This is a genomic window from Virgibacillus ainsalahensis (genome assembly GCF_055380755.1).
This window is the reverse complement of record NZ_AP043943.1, coordinates 1,551,960-1,570,773: the sequence shown is the minus strand read 5'-3', so window position 1 is coordinate 1,570,773 and position 18,814 is coordinate 1,551,960. Positions and strand designations below refer to the sequence as shown.

Below are 18,814 nucleotides of genomic sequence, written 5' to 3'. Positions count from 1 at the left end.
AACTTAGCTTTTCGCCAAGCCCTTGTGGCGAAAGACCAAAGCCCGCACTTATGCAGTAAGGAAGTTTTATACTTTGTATGAAAACAACTGTTATTAGAATAGGAAAAATTATTCAGTATAACCACCATGAACCAAGATTATACTCTTAACTGCCAAGTATACATGAATAGTAAACCCCTGCCTATAAAATGGCAAGGGTTTACAATCCAACATAGTTATTCCAATTATATCAAAGAATATTTTTTTAATAAATAGAACCATATTTGTAACGCTAAAAACATTTTATGTTTACATTTAATGTTGATTTAAATGAAAAATGGTACCAGGAGCATATTTTTCTTCCAAAAAATCTTGTGGATTTGTTGATAGCAATTGCAGTAACTGATAAGAACCGTCAGTATTCTGTTCTGCATATAGCGACTTTCCTTCATGGGAAACAAAGTGTCTTTTTGAAAATTCATCTGTTGAATGAGGAAAAATTTCCGCTTCTGAGAGAGGTGTATATAATATCATTGTATCACCTGATCTCCAAGGTCATTATTCCCAATTAATTCGTTAACTTTATTCATTGCTTCATTTACTCCTCCAACGCCATCTATTAGACCATATTTAACGGCATCTGTACCAATCACATTTGTACCAATATCCCTTGTTAAATTTCCTTTGGCGAACATGAGGTCCTTAAATTTTTCTTCTTTTATATTGGAATGATTTACAACAAAATTAATGACTCTTTCCTGCATTTTATCCAGGTATTCAAATGTTTGTGGTACACCAATTACCAAGCCTGTCAGACGTACTGGGTGTATTGTCATTGTAGCTGTTGGTACAATATAGGAATAATCAGTCGCCACTGCAATCGGGACACCGATGGAGTGCCCGCCTCCCAATACAATAGATACTGTCGGTTTAGAAATGGAGGCAATCATCTCTGATAATGCCAAACCTGCTTCCACATCTCCACCAACCGTATTCAGTAAAATAATAAGTCCTTCAATTTTCGGATTTTGTTCAATTGCAATTAATTGAGGCAGCAAATGTTCATATTTCGTTGTTTTATTTTGAGGTGGCAGTTGTACATGACCTTCCACTTGTCCGATAATTGTTAGAACATGAATATTTGAATCTGGGACCTGTGGTACGTTTGTTTGACCCAGTTGTTGAATTTTTTGGACTAAAGAAGAGTTGTTTTTTTCATCCTGTCCCTGCCCTTGGCCCTCTTTTTTTTCTGATTCATTACTCATTTACGAACACTCCTTCTGTTATTGAATCCTATATGGGTAGTATGAACGTAAATGGAAGGTTACATGCAGATAAAAAATCTTTCATCGAAGAACTGCGGTTCGCTTATCTACGAAAAAAATATCGGCCATACAGCCGATATTTTTTTACCCTTCTATTATTCCCTTTAAATCGATTGCTTCTTGCTCCGTAAGATCCAATAAAGGTAAACGAACTCCGCCTGTGTCGACACCTTTCATCTGTAAGGCAGCTTTTACGGGTGCAGGAGAAGGCTGCTTAAATATGCCTCTCATAATTGGCAGTAATTGTCGATGTAAGGAAGCTGCTTCTTTAACATCACCTTGTTGATATTTTTTTACCATATTCTGCATTTCATTACCAATAATATGAGAAGCCACCGAGATAACGCCGTCCCCTCCAATGGCAAGCATTGGTATCGTTAAACCATCTTCACCACTGTACACACTGAAATCATCACTTGTGTTTTCGATTACCTTCGAAGCCAAATCTAAATCTCCAGAAGCCTCTTTTACGGAAACAATATTATCGATCTTGCTTAAGTCTATAATTGTATCTGCATCAATATTTACCACGGAACGTCCTGGTATATTATAAAGTACAACGGGCAAAGAAGTTTCTTTTGCTATCGCTTTAAAATGTTCATACATTCCGCGTTGAGTAGGTTTATTATAATATGGAGCTACAAGCATGACAGCGTCTACTCCCACTTTTTCCGCTTCTTTCGTAAGACCGATCGATGCGTAAGTGTCATTGCTTGTAGTTCCGGCGATAACAGGGACACGTTTATTCACAATCTTTACTACATGTTTAAAAAGGTCAATTTTTTCTTCGATTGACAATGTAGGTGATTCGCCAGTCGTACCGTTTATCACAAGACCGTCTGTGCCATTATCAAGTAGATACTCAATGAGTATTGTTGTTTGTTCCAGATCCATTTTCCCGCTTTTGTCAAAGGGGGTAACCATTGCCGTCAGCACGTTACCAAAATCCATAGCATATCACCTTTCTCTTGTATAAATTGGTTTATTGATACTTAATTCAAACACATCATGCAACGCATTTACCGCTGTTTTCAAATCTTTATCATGGACAAGAATCCATATGGTTGTATGACTGTCTGCAGACTGCAATATTTGTACACCTTTATTGGTTAAAGCCTCTGCAATTTTTGAAACAACTCCAGGAAGCCCTGCCATTCCTGCACCAACCGCAGATATTTTTGCACACCGTCTAGTGATTTCAGAATAGAGTCCCAGTTTTTTTAATATGTGTTCAGCTTTTTCTGTAACAGAATCCGGAACTGTAAAGGTGATACCGCTTGGGGAAATATTAATGAAATCCACTGAAATTCCTGCCTCTGCCATCGCTTTAAATACTGTCGGTTGAAGGTGATATGCTTCTTCTTTTGTAGAAACTTTTAATTGCGTTATTTCTGTCATATGAGCGATACCGGTCACCGCTGAGTCACCGATATCGTTTCTATGATTTTGCTCTCTGGTTGAAGTAACTAGTGTCCCTGTGTCCTGTAAATAAGTGCATCTGATGCGTATTGGGATTTTTGCCTGCATTGCAATTTCCACTGCACGAGGATGGATTACTTTTGCACCTTGATACGCTAAATTACAAATTTCAGTATACGTAACCACATTCAGAGACCTTGCAGTTTTAACAACTCTTGGATCTGCCGTCATAATACCGTTTACATCTGTAAATATTTCGATACGGTCCGAATCAAGTGCAGCAGCAATTGCAGCCGCACTTGTATCACTGCCGCCCCTGCCTATTGTAGCCATGTCTCCAGTGATTGTTTCTCCTTGAAACCCAGCAACTACAACGACTTCATTATTTTCAAATTCATTAAAAATGCGATTAGGATTAACTTTTTTTATTTTTGCCCTTGTAAAATCTTCTGTAGTCAGAATTCCAGCTTGAGCACCGGTCAATGCGGTTGCTTTTATATGCTGATTTTTTAATTCATTAGATAATACGGCAGCAGAAATTATTTCGCCACAAGACATAATCATATCTAATTCTCTGTTGGCATTTTGATTTGTGGGAACGTCGACCAAACTTAATAAAGTGTCAGTTGCATAGGGATCGGGTTTTCTGCCTAATGCAGAGACAACAACCACCAATTTATATCCTTTTTGTAATGCAGCTTTAATATGTTTGATGACGTACGCTCTGTTCTCTTCTGATTTTACAGAAGTCCCACCAAATTTTTGAACTAATATCTGCATTGTAACACTACCTTACAGCCATTTATTTTTTATTAAGCTCTCTGCAATCTGAATGGTATTCCAGGCAGCTCCTTTTAGTAGATTATCTGATACTACCCACAAGTGAAATCCTTTTTCGTTATCTAAATCTTTTCTTACACGACCTACAAAAACATCTTCTTTATTGGTAGCACTTAATGGGGTAGGATAGGTTTGTGTGCTTGGATCATCTTCCAATACTACTCCAGCTGCACGATCTAACTCCTTCCATAAATCGGAAACCGTTAGCCCTTCTTTTTCCACTTCAATATAAATACTTTCCGCATGAGAAGTAAATAATGGCAATCGTACACATGTTGCAGCAACCGATAATTCCGGTTCGTGCATGATTTTCTTTGTTTCATTTATCATTTTCATTTCTTCAAATGTATAACCATTTTCCTGAAATACATCAATCTGTGGAAGCGCATTAAACGCAATTGGATAATGTTTTTTATCTCCTTTTACTGGCAATAATTCTGCTTTCATTTCCTCATTATTTAAATATGCATTTGATTGATTTTCCAATTCTTCATTGGCTGCTGTTCCGGCACCTGATACTGCTTGGTAAGTAGAAACAATAACACGATTTATTCCATAGGCATCTTTTATCGGTTTTAAGGCTGCAACCATCTGGATTGTTGAACAGTTAGGATTGGCTATGATACCTTTATGCTTTGCAATATCTGAATTGTTAACCTCTGGTACGACAAGTGGAACATCTTCATCCATTCGGTAAGCACTTGTATTATCCACAACTACAGTACCGTGCTTTACTGCTTCCGGCGCCAATTTTTTTGAAATCGAACCTCCCGCTGAGAATAAAGCAATATCAACACCCGCAAAGCTATCGGGTGTTGCCTCTTCCACCGTCAATTCTTTTCCTTTAAATTGAACTTTCTTCCCTGCTGATCTTTGAGAGGATAATAGTTTTAGTTCATTTATTGGCAAGTCTTTATTTTCCAATATTTTCGTGATTTTTTGGCCTACTGCCCCCGTTGCTCCAACAACTGCAATATTGTAAGTATTTTTCTCTGTCATATTTATGACTCCCTTCAGCATCATGTAGTAGAAACTCTTAGTTTATTATCTTATCACACTTTAGTCGTTATGAGGAATAATAACGGGTTGAATTTGTTTATACAGCAGCGCATTTTCAACGGTATTACTTAATAAATCCATGTTAGCCACCAGAGAATTAGGTTTTTTATATGGGTTATCCTGACCATAAGGAATAAAGTAAATAAATTTCGTTGCCATTAGTCGCATTAAATTTACCCCATTCAGCCCAAGCGCATCGTTCGTGGAAATACCTAAAACTACAGGAGAGTGGTTACGAATCGTCGATTTCGCAGCCATTAGAACAGGAGAGTCTGTCAGTGCATTTGCCAGCTTGCTCATTGAATTTCCTGTTAATGGTGCTATCACCATACAATCTAGCGGATTTTTTGGTCCCAAGGGCTCAGCCTCAGGTATGGTTGAGATAACACGCTTACCTGTCAGAGTTTCAATTCTATCAATATGTTCTTCAGCCTTTCCATGTTTCGTATCCGTATTTTTCACCGTATTTGATACGATTGGAATAACTTCTGCTTTTTGGTTAATTAATTTTTCAATTTGAGGATAAACTTTTTCATGCATATGATGAGACCCTGTGAACCCGAGACCAATTCGTTTTCCTTCTAAACTCATGTTAATCTCCTTTCAAAAATTGTTTAATAACATCAGCCAGAATCTTACCAGCTGTCTTCGGTGCAACAATACCTGGCAAGCTGCGGGCTAAAATAGCCTGAATTCCACGTTGTTGTGCATATTCAAAGTCAGTTCCACCTGGTTTTGAAGCGAGGTCTATAACAAGTGCATGTGGTGGTAATTGCTGAATGGATTTCTTCTGCACAACAGGTGCGGGAATTGTATTAATTAATAAATCACATTCACTTGTATGTTCATGTAAATCGTCTAAAGGAACCGCAGTTAAACCCATCTCATTAATTCGTGCCAGATCCATTATGCTTCGTGCACTAACAGATACTTTTGCGCCTAGAGCAGAAAATTTATTAGCAACGGTATTGCCGACTCTGCCAAAACCAACCACAGTCACACGCGAAGAATGAATGGTATAGTCTGTGTGTTCAATTGCCATCATAATGGTACCTTCTGCTGTGGGAATTGAATTATAAATAGCTATATCATCACGATTCAATAATGGAATTAATGAAATATCTGCTTCAGCAGCTGCAGATTTCAAATAATCGTTTGCAATTCCACTAAAAATATGTGTTGTTTTTTTCAATTGGTGAAACCATTTTCTCGTTAATTGAATCGGCTGATCAGAAAAAACTGTTTCAACATTACCTTCCATATCTGTGCCGGTAATCGGAAGAATGACTGCATCTAACTCTTCTTTATCTAAATCTGTAAAATCCATCTGTTTCAAACCTGTAAATCCTTGTTCCAATTTGTCAAAGCCTACTAAGATGATGGTTGTATCAGGTGTTGTCTGCAACTGCCTTATTAATTCCAGATAGCGGGCATCACCGCCTATTACTGCTATTAATTGACTCATTATAGTAATAACCCTCCAGACTAATATCCTAAATCATTTCTTTATAGCTTATGTGGTTACAGGCTGAGAGTGATTACGATTTTTAAAAAGAAATATAAAAAGCTGGTATCACAATAAAGTGATACCAGCTTTTTACAGGAGTGACGTTTTTAAGATTGTAAGTCGCACAAATTACTCTAATTCAACCATAATCATATCATCACCAATTTTTCTAATCGATTTCCAATGAATTTTCTTTTCTTCCCCCTCTTTCTTTAATCCAAACCATTTGTAGTTTGGAATAACGAATGATTCAATCTGTCCTGTTTTTTCATTGATTTCCAAATCCGTTTGACCTAAAATCCCTAACCTGGTTCCCTGATTTATATTTACAATTTCCTTTCCGCTTATATCTTTATACCGCATCCGCTAACCTCCAATTTGTCAGGTTTATACATGTATATGCCCAATAAAAAAACCTATGTTATCACATAGGTCAACTTGTAGTTTCTGGCGCGATTAAAGCTGTAGATGATGTTTGGTTAAATATTATATCAATGACCTTCTTAATGGATGAATGATTAACCGCATCAATTTCCTGGACCATCTCGTCAAGGGTTCGATGACGATGAAGTAACATCTCATTTCTTCCATTACGGCTCATGCGGCTGTTTGTACTTTCCAGACTAAGCATGAGATTACCTTTCAGTTGCTCTTTGCTATTCTTTAATTCCTTATCTGTTAAACCATTTTTAATCAACGAATCAATTGTTTTATTAATTGTCTCTTTTAATAAGGGTAATTGTTCATTTCCTGTACCGGCATATATAGTTAATAAGCCATTATCCAGGAAGGAAGAATGATAAGAGAATACAGCATAAGCCAATCCCTGTTTCTCACGCACATCCTGAAACAATCTTGAACTCATGCTTCCACCGAGCACATTATTCATGATTATCAAGCTATAGATATTTTCGTCGCCTATAGGGAGACCATCATATCCCAAGCATAAATGTGCCTGCTCTGTATCTTTATTTCGTTCAATATTATTGGCTAAAAAGGTTGGTCTTTTAATGTCAATCTGGTTAGAATTAGTCTGATAAGAACCGAAATAACTTTCAATCTTATTAATGAAGGATGTATCTACATTACCTGCGACAGAAACGACAACGTTATCAGGTGTGTATTGCTCCTCCATATATTTTCTTAATTTATCGGCAGTGAATGACTGTAAATGTCCTTGTGTACCTAAAATCGGATACCCTAATGGATGTTCACCATAGGAAGCACGGGCAAGCAGATCATGTACAATATCATCAGGAGTATCTTCATACATTTTTATTTCTTCATAAACAACTTTTTTCTCTCTTTCCATTTCTTCTTCATCGAATGACGAATGAAAGAACATATCTGCCAAAATATCCAGAGCATATTCCTTATGCGTATCTAACACCTTCGCATAAAAACAGGTATATTCTTTCGAAGTGAAAGCGTTTACGTGTCCGCCAATGGAATCAAATTCTTCTGCAATGTCCTGGGGAGATCTAGTTTTAGTGCCTTTAAAAAACATATGCTCTAAAAAATGTGAAATACCATTATTGGCTTCTGTTTCATTTCGTGAACCAGTTAACACCCATATCCCAATCGTTACCGAACGGACTGCTGGTATATTTTCTAAAACGATTCGTAATCCATTTTTGCTTGTGTGTGTTTCTATCATGCTTTTCCTCCTATGTATAGTAGTACCATTTTATCTTTCCTCATTCAACAATTTATCAATTGAACCTATCCCATAGCCTTTATTTTTTATATTTTTTATTAACGGTGCAAGGCCTTCCACAATTGAAGGTGTGGGATGCATTAAAATCGTTGCACCGGGGTGAATTTTGTCGTTTACTCGATTTATCATAACAGAAACTGACGGATTCTTCCAATCAATCGTATCCACCGTCCATAGAACCGTATTCATTTTTAATTGATGCGCATTTCGAACAACCTCATCAGTATAACTTCCGCTGGGCGGTGCAAACCATTTTGGTGTTATCCCAGTAGTAGCTTTGATTATTTCATTCGTTTGTGTCAGTTGTTCAATGATTTCATCCTGGGAGAGTCTGGCCATGTTTGGATGGTTATAAGCATGATTGCCTATCACATGACCTTGCTCATTAATCATTTTCACAAATTCTGCATTCTCTTTTGCCCATTTCCCTTCAATGAAAAAAGTAGCCTTAACTTTATTTTCTTTTAAAATTGTTAATATATCCGGAATATGTTCGGCCCCCCACGATACATTAATTAAAAAAGCTACCATTTCTTTCTCCGGATGCCCGCGATATATTGGAGAAGGTGACAAATCATCTAAGCTGATTTCCGGAGAGGTTTGTTCAAATTCAAGCAGTGTTTCGTCAAACAAATTTTTATCTTTCATTTTATCATAAGATTTATCAACATTAACCTCTATTCCGTTTCTCCCCGGTGTTTTGTGCCATACCTCATCAATATAGGCATTTTGTGGAGGTTTTGAATACTTCGAACTTTTATCTTGAATTTCTTTATATAATAAATCCTCTGATTTTGCTGTCTGAGCTATCATATTTATTTCCGTTACAGCAAATGGATTATGATCTGGGTTAAACGCAACCGAAATAATGATGATAAACACAAACAAATTAATAATCTTCTTGTAACGGTACATAATATCCTCCCTCCTTGTTCATTTCTATGAACATGAGGGACAAGGTATACCATGATAAGTAATTTATTTTCCGAAATTAAAGATCTATCCCCGACAATAGACCACAAATATGAACACTTTGAAAGCCTTCTCGCTCCTGCAAGTTAGGGCTTTTTCGCTGTACATTTCTTACCCTGTAGTTAAATAGTGACTCATCATTTCTATTTTATAGTTTCCTCAGACAAAAAAAGAAACTGGAAACCAGCTTCTTGTTTTTTTACGATTGTTTTGCTTTTTCAGCTCTTTCTTTCTCTTCTATCAAAACTTGCTTTCGAGAAAGATTTACACGTCCCTGACGATCAATCTCCTTTACTTTAACCATGATTTGATCACCAATAGACACGACATCCTCCACTTTGTTTGTGCGTTCTTCAGCTAATTCCGAAATGTGAACAAGGCCGTCTTTCCCCTTAAACAACTCTACAAAGGCACCAAATTTTTCAATCCGCTTTACCGTTCCTAAATACATTTGGCCCACTTGGACTTCTCTAACCAGATCTTCAATTATTTTTTTCGCCTTTTCGTTCATCGGTGCATCTGTCGATGAAATAAATACTTCTCCATCTTGTTCAATATCAATCTTAACACCAGTTTCATCAATTATTTGGTTAATTTGTTTGCCGCTTGGCCCAATTACATCACGAATTTTATCAGGATTAATTTTCATTGTTAAGATTTTAGGTGCATACTCAGAAAGCTGTGATTTAGGTTCTTTGATGGTAGTAAGCATATGTTCCAAAATTTGCATACGTCCTATTTTTGCCTGATGTAATGCTTCTTTCAGTATTTCACTGGATAATCCATCAATTTTGATATCCATTTGTAGTGCTGTAACACCCTTTTCTGTACCAGCTACTTTAAAGTCCATATCGCCAAGTGCATCTTCCATCCCCTGAATATCCGTTAAAATGGAATAATCATCCCCGGATTTTACAAGCCCCATCGCTATACCTGCTACTGGTGCTTTGATTGGGACACCTGCAGCCATCATTGCTAATGTACTAGCACAAATACTTGCCTGCGATGTAGAACCGTTTGACTCAAGAACTTCAGATACCAATCGGATTGTATATGGGAAGTCTTTTTCTGATGGAACGACTTTCTCGAGTGCACGTTCCCCCAAAGCCCCATGACCAATTTCACGTCGGCCCGGCCCTCTGATTGGACCTGTTTCCCCAACACTGTATTGCGGGAAATTATAATGATGCATGAAACGTTTGGATTCTTCCAGATCAAGACCGTCCAAAATTTGTACATCCCCCAATGCACCAAGGGTACACACACTTAAGGCTTGGGTTTGCCCGCGGGTAAAGAGTCCGGAACCATGTGTTCTTGGTAGTACATTGATTCGTGATGATAATGAACGAATCTCGTCCGGCTTACGGCCATCAGGGCGTACTTTCTCTTTTGTAATCAAACGACGGACTTCCTCTTTCACCATTTTATCCAAAACAGTTTTCACCTGTTTTATAAGTTCTTCGTCCTCTTCTTTATATGCTTCAATTACTTGATCTTTCACATTGCTGATGGCTTCTTCTCTCGCATGCTTCTCTTTTACCTGAATTGCTTCAATTAATTTATCTTTTGCTTCTGCTTCTACTTTTGCAGTAATTTCTTCATCTAACTCAAATAATGTCACAGCAGATTTTTTTACACCAGCAGCTTGTACAATTTTCTCCTGGAATGCAATTAATCGTTTAATCTCTTCGTGTCCAAACATAATCGCTTCAAGCATTACCTCTTCGGGAACTTCATTTGCTCCGGCTTCAACCATATTAATGGCATCTTTTGTTCCGGCTACAGTTAATTCGATATCACTTTTTGTTTCTTGATCAATGGTTGGATTGATAATGAACTCGCCATCAATCCGTCCAACATTGACACCTGCAATTGGTTCAGCAAATGGAATATCAGATATGCTGAGCGCAATAGAGGAACCAATCATTGCCGCAATTTCCGATGAAGCGTCCTGATCCACACTCATAACCGTTGAAATTACTTGTACTTCATTCCTAAATCCATCAGGGAACAATGGACGGATTGGTCTGTCAATTAAACGGGAAGTCAAAATGGCTTTTTCGCTTGGTCTCCCCTCACGTTTGATGAATCCTCCAGGTATCTTCCCTACTGCATATAAACGTTCTTCATAGTTTACAGTCAAAGGGAAAAATGGCAAATCCTTTGGTTCCTTTGATGCTGTTGCTACAGATAAAACGGAAGTATCTCCGTAATGAATCATACATGCACCATTTGCCTGTTTTGCTAGTTCACCGACTTCCACCGTAAACTTTTTACCAGCGATTTCTGTAGAAAATAGTTGTTTTTCTTCTGACATTAGTCATAGTGCTCCTTTCAATAAAAGCATTCTAACCTTCATTTTATAGTTTATAGCTTAAAATGTAAATTTTATGTAGACAAAACCTCGTAAAAATATGTAGCTACAAAAATTTTGTACTTTCTTACCTAATAAAAAAAGCAGGATTTCTCCTGCTTTTTGAAATAATTAGCGACGTAGGCCGAGTTGTTTAATTAATTCACGGTAGCGGGTAACATCTTTATTACGAAGATAATTTAGTAAATTACGGCGTTTACCAACCATCTTCAAAAGACCGCGACGTGAATGATGGTCTTTTTTATGAACACGTAAATGTTCATTTAACGTTGTGATTTCTTCAGTAAGTACAGCAATCTGTACTTCTGGAGAACCAGTGTCAGTGTCATGAACTTTATATTCATTAATGATTTCATTCTTACGTTCCTGTGTGATAGCCATCTGGTTCACCTCCTATTATTATTTTTCTATCCCCATTCCCCTAGCAAACGTCGGAGTTACAATTTGCCAAGCGATGGTTCTACGTTGTTAATCGTACCTCTTTTTGATAAGAATTGCAAGTATAAATTCCTATTCAACCTGATTTGCAAAATAGCTGCGAATATTTTTTTCATCTTCAGCAATCTGGCTAACTAGCGCTTCAACGCTATCATACTTTTCTTCTGCCCGCATGTATTTATGCCATTGGACAAATAATTCTTCCCCATATAAATCGTTATTATAATCAAAAATATTTACCTCAACTGATAAATCTTTACGATCAGCAGTAAATGTTGGATTAGTACCTATATTTGCCATGCCCTCATACACTTCATTTTTATATAGTACCTTTACTGCATAAATTCCGGGTCTTGGCAACAGTGCATCAGGATTCACCTGAATGTTGGCTGTTGGATAACCAATTTCTTTGCCACGCTGGTCTCCTCTAATAACAATCCCATCCAAAGTCAGCGGTCGTCCGAGTAAAAGGTTCGCCTCATGTATCATTCCATTTTCTAATAGCTCTCTAATCCGGGTAGAGCTTACTTTTTCATTATCTGCTGAAACCTTATCAATTGCAGTGTAACTAAATGTATTTTTTGTAAAGTCCTCTAAGTTGTACATATTGCCTTTTCCTTTATAACCGAAGGAATAATCAAAACCTGCAACAAGATGTTTTATATTTAATCCTATGATAAAGTGGTTGATAAAATCTTGCGGGGCCAGCATTGATAATTCTTTATTAAATTTAATAATATACAGACGGTCTATATCCATTTTCTGTAAAATATCTTTCTTTTCCCGAAATGGCGTAATATACCTTACATGCTGTGTATCTTTCTTTAACACAACCGATGGGTGCGGATAAAATGTTATTACAGCACTTTCCATATTCCTTTCTTTTGCTTCGTTTACAGCCGTTTGTATCACTTTTTGGTGTCCTTTATGAATGCCATCAAAGAAACCAATTGCACTGACTGTTTCAGGCAATTCTTCCAATCCCAGGGTATGTGGGTATGTTAATTCAAATGTTCTCATTATCATTCACCTGCGTTTCTTTTCATCCATTGAAAACACGAACCGGTTTAATTTGTCCAGCCTTTTCCGGATGCGTTTGATAGATTGCTAATAACTCCTGTTCATACATAACAACAAAAGGATCAGTATTTAAAGGCTTTTCAGGGATGGAAAGTTTCTGTCCATTACGTACTCTCCCCTTTGTTCCTTCATCTACATAAAGAATATCTAAATGCTCTAATCCTTTAAGGATGGGAAGCAATAATTGACGTTGCTCGTTTACCTTCACCGCTTCTTCTATCGCGGAAAAAGTAACCGTACTATTTTCGTTGAAGGAAGCAGTTTGTGTTCGGGTTAATGCTGACATATGTGCAGGGTATCCCAATTTTTTTCCAATGTCCACACATAATGTTCGAATGTATGTACCTTTTGAACAAACCACTTTAAAACGAAAGCGATTGTTGTCACTGTTTGTTTCCGGTAATTTCATTAACTTATGAATCGTAATAACTCTTTTGGGGCGTTCCACTTCTTTATTTGCTCTTGCATATTCATAGAGTTTTTTTCCATTCACTTTAACTGCGGAATACATTGGAGGAATTTGAATAATATCCCCCGTAAATGATTGTAGCACATTTTCAATAACTTCATCTGAAGGAAAAGTTGATACCGTTTTCTCTTCTATTATGTTTCCTTGCCCGTCCTCTGTGTCTGTAGCTTTACCCAACATTATTTCTGCAATATAAGTCTTTTTTGTTTCGGTCAAAAAAGATACAATTTTTGTGGCCTTTCCAATGCATAACGGCAATACACCTTCAACTTCCGGATCAAGCGTACCTGTATGACCAACTTTTTTTGTTTTATAAAGTTTACGTACCTTCATAACACAATCGTGTGAAGTCATCCCTGCTGGCTTCCATAATGGCAATATACCATCCATATACCCAACCTCCATTCGTGTATTTAAAATACATCGAAAAATCTGACCCTATATTAATCCCGGGTCAGATTTTCAATTGTTTATTTATTCAGGTCGCGCAGTATGGTCTCAATACGATTACCATAAGCATGAGCTTCGTCAAATTCAAACATTAATTCTGGGGTTTTACGCAGACGAATCCGACTGCCTATTTCTGAACGGATAAACCCTTTTGCTTTTGCCAATCCTAATAGGGTGTCCTGTTTTTGTTTCTCATCACCCAATACAGAGATAAATACCTTTGCTTGCTGCAAATCACCAGTTACCTCTACATCCGTTACAGTAACAAAACCTACACGTGGGTCTTTTATTTTTAGTGTAAGGATTTCTCCCATTTCTTTCTTCATTTGTTCTGCTACTCGATTTGCGCGTAAGTCAGCCATTTTTTCACCTCATTAGAGAATGCTAATTAATTCTAGGAAGCCAGTAATTAAATACGCTCTATATTTGTAATGGTTCGCTCCAACTCAGCGTACGTGTCAATCAGTTTCAATGCTTCCTCTATAATCTGTTCTGCATGTTTTAATTCTGTGGAAATCGTCACAACACCAATTTTTGTACGCTGCCATAAATCATGATAGTCCAATTCTGTAACAGCTACATTAAGTTCATTACGTAATTTAGTAAGCAAACGTTTAAGAATAGAGCGTTTTTGTTTTAGTGAATGCCCCTCGTACATCATACATTCTATTTCTGCATAGATAATCATTTACGTTCGATTTCCTCCATAACGTATGCCTCAATAATGTCGCCTTCTTTAATATCGTTGAAATTTTTAATTGTAATTCCACATTCATAATTTTGAGCAACTTCTTTTACATCGTCTTTAAAACGTTTCAATGCAGCAATTTCACCTTCAAACTGAACCACACCATTTCGAATCAGTCTTACACCGGCATTTCTTGTTATTTTACCATCTGTTACATAGCTTCCGGCAATGGTGCCAATTTTGGAAACCTTAAATGTCTCACGTACTTCTACCTGCCCGATGACTTTTTCTTCATACTCGGGATCAAGCATTCCTTTCATTGCTGCCTCAATTTCTTCAATTGCTGTGTAAATGACACGATGGAGGCGAACATCCACTTTCTCCGATTCAGCAGCTTTTTTCGCATTTGCATCTGGGCGTACATTAAAGCCAATTACAATTGCATTTGAAGCTGATGCCAATATAATATCGGATTCCTTAATTGCACCTACACCAGAGTGAATGATTTTTATGTTGACACCTTCAACATCAATCTTCTGAAGTGAACCTGCGAGAGCTTCAGAGGAACCTTGTACATCTGCTTTAATAATAATGTTTATGTCTTTCATTTCACCCTGCTTAATTTGTTCGAATAGGTCATCTAAGCTGACTTTTGATTGTGCACCACGGTTTTCAATGATTTGTTTTTGTTCCCGCGCTTCTCCGATTTGACGAGCTTTTTTCTCATCTGTAAAAACGAGGAACTGATCACCAGCTTGTGGCACACCACCTAACCCGGTGATTTCTACAGGAGTTGACGGGCCTGCTTCCGTTACTCTTTGGCCGATGTCACTAACCATCGCCCGTACACGCCCGTGGGTATTTCCGACTACTATTGCATCTCCTACATGCAATGTACCATTTTGAATCAATAATGTTGCGACTGAACCGCGGCCTTTATCCAGTTGAGCATCAATTACTGTTCCAAAAGCTGAGGTATTCGGATTGGCTTTTAATTCTTCCACTTCAGAAACAAGTATAATCATTTCCAGCAAGTCATCAATGCCTTCTCTTTTAACTGCCGATAGATTAACAAAGATTGTATCACCACCCCAATCTTCAGGAACAAGTTCATATTCTGTTAACTCCTGCATTACACGATCCGGATTGGCGGCTTCCTTATCCATTTTGTTGACAGCGACGATTATCGGGACCTCAGCTGCTTTTGCATGGTTAATCGCTTCTACAGTTTGTGGCATAACACCATCATCAGCTGCAACAACTAAGATAGCAATATCTGTCACTTGAGCTCCTCTGGAACGCATACTTGTGAAGGCCGCATGACCAGGAGTATCTAGAAAGGTAATTTTCTTACCATCATCCTCTACCTGATAGGCTCCAATATGCTGTGTAATTCCTCCAGCTTCTCCGGCAGTTACCTTTGTATGGCGAATGGAATCCAGTAGTGTTGTTTTACCATGGTCTACATGCCCCATAATTGTAACAACTGCTGGTCTTTCAATTAGATTAGCTTCATCTTCCTCAATTCTATATTTATCAAAGTCTGTATCTTCCAAAATAATCTCTTTTTCAACTTCGACATCGAACTCAGCACAAATCAGCTCAATCGCATCATCTTCAAGATCCTGATTTTTTGTTGCCATAACACCCATAAACATCAATTTTTTAATAATTTCTGACGGTTCCTTATTCAGTTTTTCTGCCAAATCGCTCACAGTCAGCGTATCACTGTACGTAATATGTTTTGGTGTTTCTTTGACTACCGGTGCAGGCTGTTTATTTGGTACATGTTTGTTTCTCTTTCCTTTATTGCCCTTTTGATTCTTATTCTGGTTACTGTTTTTGTTATTTCCTTTTCGTTGCTGCCCCTGATTCTTGGAATTATTATTGGCTTTTTCTTTATTATCCTGTTTATTTCCCACTTTATTCACAGTCTGTTTTGATTGGTTGGTAGAACTTTCATTATTCAGCTGTTTTTTATCGCTCGCATTTGAAACAGACTCAGTATTAAATTTATTATCCAATTTAGCAACTGTATCCATAGAGATGGTTGACATGTGATTGGACACTTCAACATTTAATTCTTTCAAATAATTAATTACCTCCTTGCTGGACGTATTTTTTTGTTTTGCATATTCATATACACGTATTTTACTCATACGTTCACCCCCGAATTTAATTACCCGAGTAACGATTTAATCTTAGCAGCAAATCCTGCGTCTAAAATAGCAATAGCTACCCTCTGGGATTTTCCAATTGCATGTGATAACGTCTCTCTGTCATCCACTATCACAAATGGTATATCATAAGTTTTGCATTTATCTATCATTTTTTTTCGTGTTTGCGGACCAATATCGTTTGCCAGCAGTATCAACTTTGCTCTTTTTCTTTGAATATCCTTAACGATTGTTTCTTCTCCTGTTGAACATTTTCCAGCACGAACAGCCAGTCCCAACAAATTTAAATAGTTATTTTTCATCTCGATTACCGTCGACAAGAGTTTTCAATTCTTCATAAATAGCTGTGTCTACCTCTGTCTCTAAGTGTCGATTTAAAATATTCATGTTTTCAGCTTTCCTTATGACATCAATATCTTTTGATACATAAGAACCCCGTCCGTTTTTCTTACCGGTTGGATCTATAAAAACTTCTCCTTCTTTATTTTTTACAATTCGAATTAAGTCTTTTTTCGGTTTCATTTCGTTTGTTATGATACATTTCCGCTGAGGTATCTTTCTTTTTCGACCCAATTTTAGCATCCTCCTTATTCGAACAAGTCTTCTTCGTTGTCAGAATAAGCATCCTCATTTTCTGTTAAGAGTCCTTCTTCTCTTGCCTCTGACTCACTTTTAATGTCAATTTTCCATCCGGTTAATTTAGCTGCCAGCCTTGCATTTTGACCTCGTTTTCCGATGGCCAGAGACAATTGATAGTCCGGTACGATAACGGTGGTTGCTTTTTCTTCTTCATCCACGATTACCTCCACTACTTTCGAGGGACTAAGCGCATTTGAAACATATACAACTGGATCTTCAGACCATTCAACTACATCAATTTTTTCACCTTTTAGTTCATCAACGATTGTTTGTACGCGTTGCCCTTTTTGGCCAACACATGAACCGACCGGATCTATTTCCGGGTCTGGAGCATAGACAGATATCTTGGAACGATCTCCCGCTTCCCTGGAAACAGACTTGATTTCAACTATTCCATCGTAAATTTCTGGAACTTCCATCTCAAACAACCGTTTAAGGAGACCTGGATGAGAACGGGAAATATAAATTTGTGGACCTTTACTGGTATTTTCAACCTTTGTCACAAAAACCTTTAAACGGTCATGAACATGGTACTCCTCGGTAGGCATCTGTTCAGCTTCTGCTAATTTCGCCTCTATTTTTCCAAGGTTGACATATACAAAACGGGAATCTTTACGTTGAATGATACCTGTCATTACATCCTCTTCCCTGTCTGAGTATTCATTAAAAATAACACCACGTTCAGCTTCTCTAACCCGCTGTGTAACCACTTGTTTAGCAGCTTGGGCGGCAATACGTCCAAAATCTTTAGGAGTCACTTCGACTTCAATAATATCTTCTATCTCATAGTTAGGGTTTATTTCTCTGGCTTCTTGTAATGAAATTTCCTGTTGGTTATCTTCAATTTCTTCTACCACTGTTTTTCTGGCATAGACTGCCATTTTTCCGGATTCCTCATTGAGTTCCACACGTACATTTCCGGCAGATTTAAAGTTTTTCTTATATGCCGAAATCAATGCTGCTTCCAGCGCTTCCAACAGTATATCTTTGTCAATCCCTTTTTCTTTTGCTAAATAATCAATCGCATCAAACAACTGACTGCTCACTTTTAAATTTCCCCCTTTAGAACATTACAGCAAGTCTTGCTTTTGCTATTTTATCAAATGGAATTTCCACTGATTTCTTTTGAGTTTTTACTTTGTACTCAATTGTTAACTTATCATTTATGAAATCCTTCAAAATACCTTCATATTCCTTATGCCCATCAATAGGTTCATATAATTTTACGAAAATATTTTTATTTAGATTTTCAAGGAAGTCATCCTTTGTTTTTAACGGGCGTTCAGCACCCGGTGAGGATACTTCAAGAAAATACGCTTCCTTAATTGGGTCTGTTTCGTCCAGCTTTTCACTTAACTCTTCCGAAACATCTCCGCATTCAGTAATATCGACACCACCGGCTTTATCAATGGAAATACGAAGAAACCAATCCTTGCCTTCTTTTACATACTCAATATCAACCAGTTGCAAATCTTTTTCTTCTAAAATAGGCTGCAATAATTCTTCGGTTGTTTTTATTACCTGGGAGCTCAATATTCATCCTCCTTTATTACGTCCTTGCTATTTTCTATTATAAACAAACATACTAATTTTCATTTAAATACTCCTAAATCAATATAAAACCCCTGCCTAAAGATGTGGCAAGGGGAAGTGTAAATCAAAGTCAAATTGAAGTATGAAG

At 37.4% G+C, this 18,814-nt stretch carries 21 protein-coding genes; all 21 read right to left on the bottom strand.

The genetic code is table 11. From position 1 onward, the window contains the following. Window positions 1–294 precede the first annotated feature (294 nt). The 21 genes from ACZ427_RS07490 to rimP all read right to left on the bottom strand — a co-directional run bounded on the left by ACZ427_RS07490 (window position 295) and on the right by rimP (window position 18,666). Entirely contained in the window at window positions 295–513 is a 219-nt protein-coding gene (locus tag ACZ427_RS07490; RefSeq protein WP_461179597.1) for a YlzJ-like family protein, read from the bottom strand. Further along, a complete protein-coding gene (locus tag ACZ427_RS07485) occupies window positions 510–1,244 on the bottom strand; it encodes a ClpP family protease (protein WP_461179598.1) in 735 nt (244 codons plus the stop codon). Before ACZ427_RS07485 ends, ACZ427_RS07490 begins: the two co-directional genes overlap by 4 nt. A 144-nt stretch (window positions 1,245–1,388) precedes the next feature. Further along, on the bottom strand, window positions 1,389–2,255 hold the full coding sequence (dapA, locus tag ACZ427_RS07480; RefSeq protein ID WP_461179599.1) for a 4-hydroxy-tetrahydrodipicolinate synthase: 867 nt from the start codon (window positions 2,253–2,255) through the stop codon (window positions 1,389–1,391). A 6-nt stretch (window positions 2,256–2,261) separates the two neighbouring features. Further along, window positions 2,262–3,503 (bottom strand): aspartate kinase, encoded by a 1,242-nt coding sequence (dapG, locus tag ACZ427_RS07475; RefSeq protein ID WP_461179600.1) that lies wholly within the window; start codon window positions 3,501–3,503, stop codon window positions 2,262–2,264. 12 nt (window positions 3,504–3,515) lie between these two features. Then, window positions 3,516–4,562, bottom strand: coding sequence for an aspartate-semialdehyde dehydrogenase (asd, locus tag ACZ427_RS07470; protein WP_461179601.1), 1,047 nt, complete (start codon window positions 4,560–4,562; stop codon window positions 3,516–3,518). Window positions 4,563–4,622: 60 nt separating this feature from the next. Beyond that, window positions 4,623–5,213, bottom strand: coding sequence for a dipicolinate synthase subunit B (gene dpaB / locus ACZ427_RS07465; RefSeq protein ID WP_461179602.1), 591 nt, complete (start codon window positions 5,211–5,213; stop codon window positions 4,623–4,625). A 1-nt stretch (window position 5,214) separates the two neighbouring features. After that, window positions 5,215–6,087: a dipicolinic acid synthetase subunit A gene (gene dpaA / locus ACZ427_RS07460; protein ID WP_461179603.1), complete on the bottom strand. Its 873-nt coding sequence runs from the start codon at window positions 6,085–6,087 to the stop codon at window positions 5,215–5,217. A 171-nt stretch (window positions 6,088–6,258) separates the two neighbouring features. Then, the gene (locus tag ACZ427_RS07455; protein WP_461179604.1) at window positions 6,259–6,492 is read right to left on the bottom strand and encodes a YlmC/YmxH family sporulation protein; all 234 of its coding nucleotides are present in this window, start codon (window positions 6,490–6,492) and stop codon (window positions 6,259–6,261) included. A gap of 70 nt (window positions 6,493–6,562) precedes the next feature. Continuing rightward, entirely contained in the window at window positions 6,563–7,786 is a 1,224-nt protein-coding gene (locus ACZ427_RS07450) for a M16 family metallopeptidase (protein ID WP_461179605.1), read from the bottom strand. 30 nt (window positions 7,787–7,816) lie between these two features. Further along, complete coding sequence (locus tag ACZ427_RS07445) at window positions 7,817–8,761, bottom strand: polysaccharide deacetylase family protein (protein ID WP_461179606.1); 945 nt, start codon at window positions 8,759–8,761, stop codon at window positions 7,817–7,819. Window positions 8,762–9,017: 256 nt separating this feature from the next. Next, window positions 9,018–11,135, bottom strand: coding sequence for a polyribonucleotide nucleotidyltransferase (locus tag ACZ427_RS07440; RefSeq protein ID WP_461179607.1), 2,118 nt, complete (start codon window positions 11,133–11,135; stop codon window positions 9,018–9,020). A gap of 168 nt (window positions 11,136–11,303) precedes the next feature. Beyond that, complete coding sequence (gene rpsO, locus ACZ427_RS07435; RefSeq protein ID WP_461179608.1) at window positions 11,304–11,573, bottom strand: 30S ribosomal protein S15; 270 nt, start codon at window positions 11,571–11,573, stop codon at window positions 11,304–11,306. Between the two features lie 129 nt (window positions 11,574–11,702). Then, window positions 11,703–12,650 carry a bifunctional riboflavin kinase/FAD synthetase gene (locus ACZ427_RS07430; RefSeq protein ID WP_461179609.1) on the bottom strand — a complete coding sequence of 316 codons (948 nt, stop codon included), beginning with the start codon at window positions 12,648–12,650 and terminating at the stop codon, window positions 11,703–11,705. 22 nt (window positions 12,651–12,672) lie between these two features. After that, window positions 12,673–13,569: a tRNA pseudouridine(55) synthase TruB gene (truB, locus tag ACZ427_RS07425; protein WP_461179610.1), complete on the bottom strand. Its 897-nt coding sequence runs from the start codon at window positions 13,567–13,569 to the stop codon at window positions 12,673–12,675. An 80-nt stretch (window positions 13,570–13,649) separates the two neighbouring features. Next, on the bottom strand, window positions 13,650–13,991 hold the full coding sequence (gene rbfA / locus ACZ427_RS07420; RefSeq protein ID WP_461179611.1) for a 30S ribosome-binding factor RbfA: 342 nt from the start codon (window positions 13,989–13,991) through the stop codon (window positions 13,650–13,652). 47 nt (window positions 13,992–14,038) lie between these two features. After that, a complete protein-coding gene (locus tag ACZ427_RS07415; protein ID WP_461179612.1) occupies window positions 14,039–14,317 on the bottom strand; it encodes a DUF503 domain-containing protein in 279 nt (92 codons plus the stop codon). After that, window positions 14,314–16,476, bottom strand: a complete 2,163-nt coding sequence (gene infB, locus ACZ427_RS07410) for a translation initiation factor IF-2 (RefSeq protein WP_461179613.1) — start codon at window positions 16,474–16,476, stop codon at window positions 14,314–14,316. Before infB ends, ACZ427_RS07415 begins: the two co-directional genes overlap by 4 nt. A 20-nt stretch (window positions 16,477–16,496) precedes the next feature. Then, on the bottom strand, window positions 16,497–16,796 hold the full coding sequence (locus tag ACZ427_RS07405; protein ID WP_461179614.1) for a L7Ae/L30e/S12e/Gadd45 family ribosomal protein: 300 nt from the start codon (window positions 16,794–16,796) through the stop codon (window positions 16,497–16,499). Further along, window positions 16,786–17,076 (bottom strand): RNase P modulator RnpM, encoded by a 291-nt coding sequence (gene rnpM / locus ACZ427_RS07400; protein WP_461179615.1) that lies wholly within the window; start codon window positions 17,074–17,076, stop codon window positions 16,786–16,788. Before rnpM ends, ACZ427_RS07405 begins: the two co-directional genes overlap by 11 nt. A gap of 5 nt (window positions 17,077–17,081) precedes the next feature. Continuing rightward, window positions 17,082–18,179 carry a transcription termination factor NusA gene (nusA, locus tag ACZ427_RS07395; protein ID WP_461179616.1) on the bottom strand — a complete coding sequence of 366 codons (1,098 nt, stop codon included), beginning with the start codon at window positions 18,177–18,179 and terminating at the stop codon, window positions 17,082–17,084. Between the two features lie 16 nt (window positions 18,180–18,195). Beyond that, window positions 18,196–18,666 carry a ribosome maturation factor RimP gene (gene rimP / locus ACZ427_RS07390; protein ID WP_461179617.1) on the bottom strand — a complete coding sequence of 157 codons (471 nt, stop codon included), beginning with the start codon at window positions 18,664–18,666 and terminating at the stop codon, window positions 18,196–18,198. Between the last annotated feature and the right edge of the window lie 148 nt (window positions 18,667–18,814).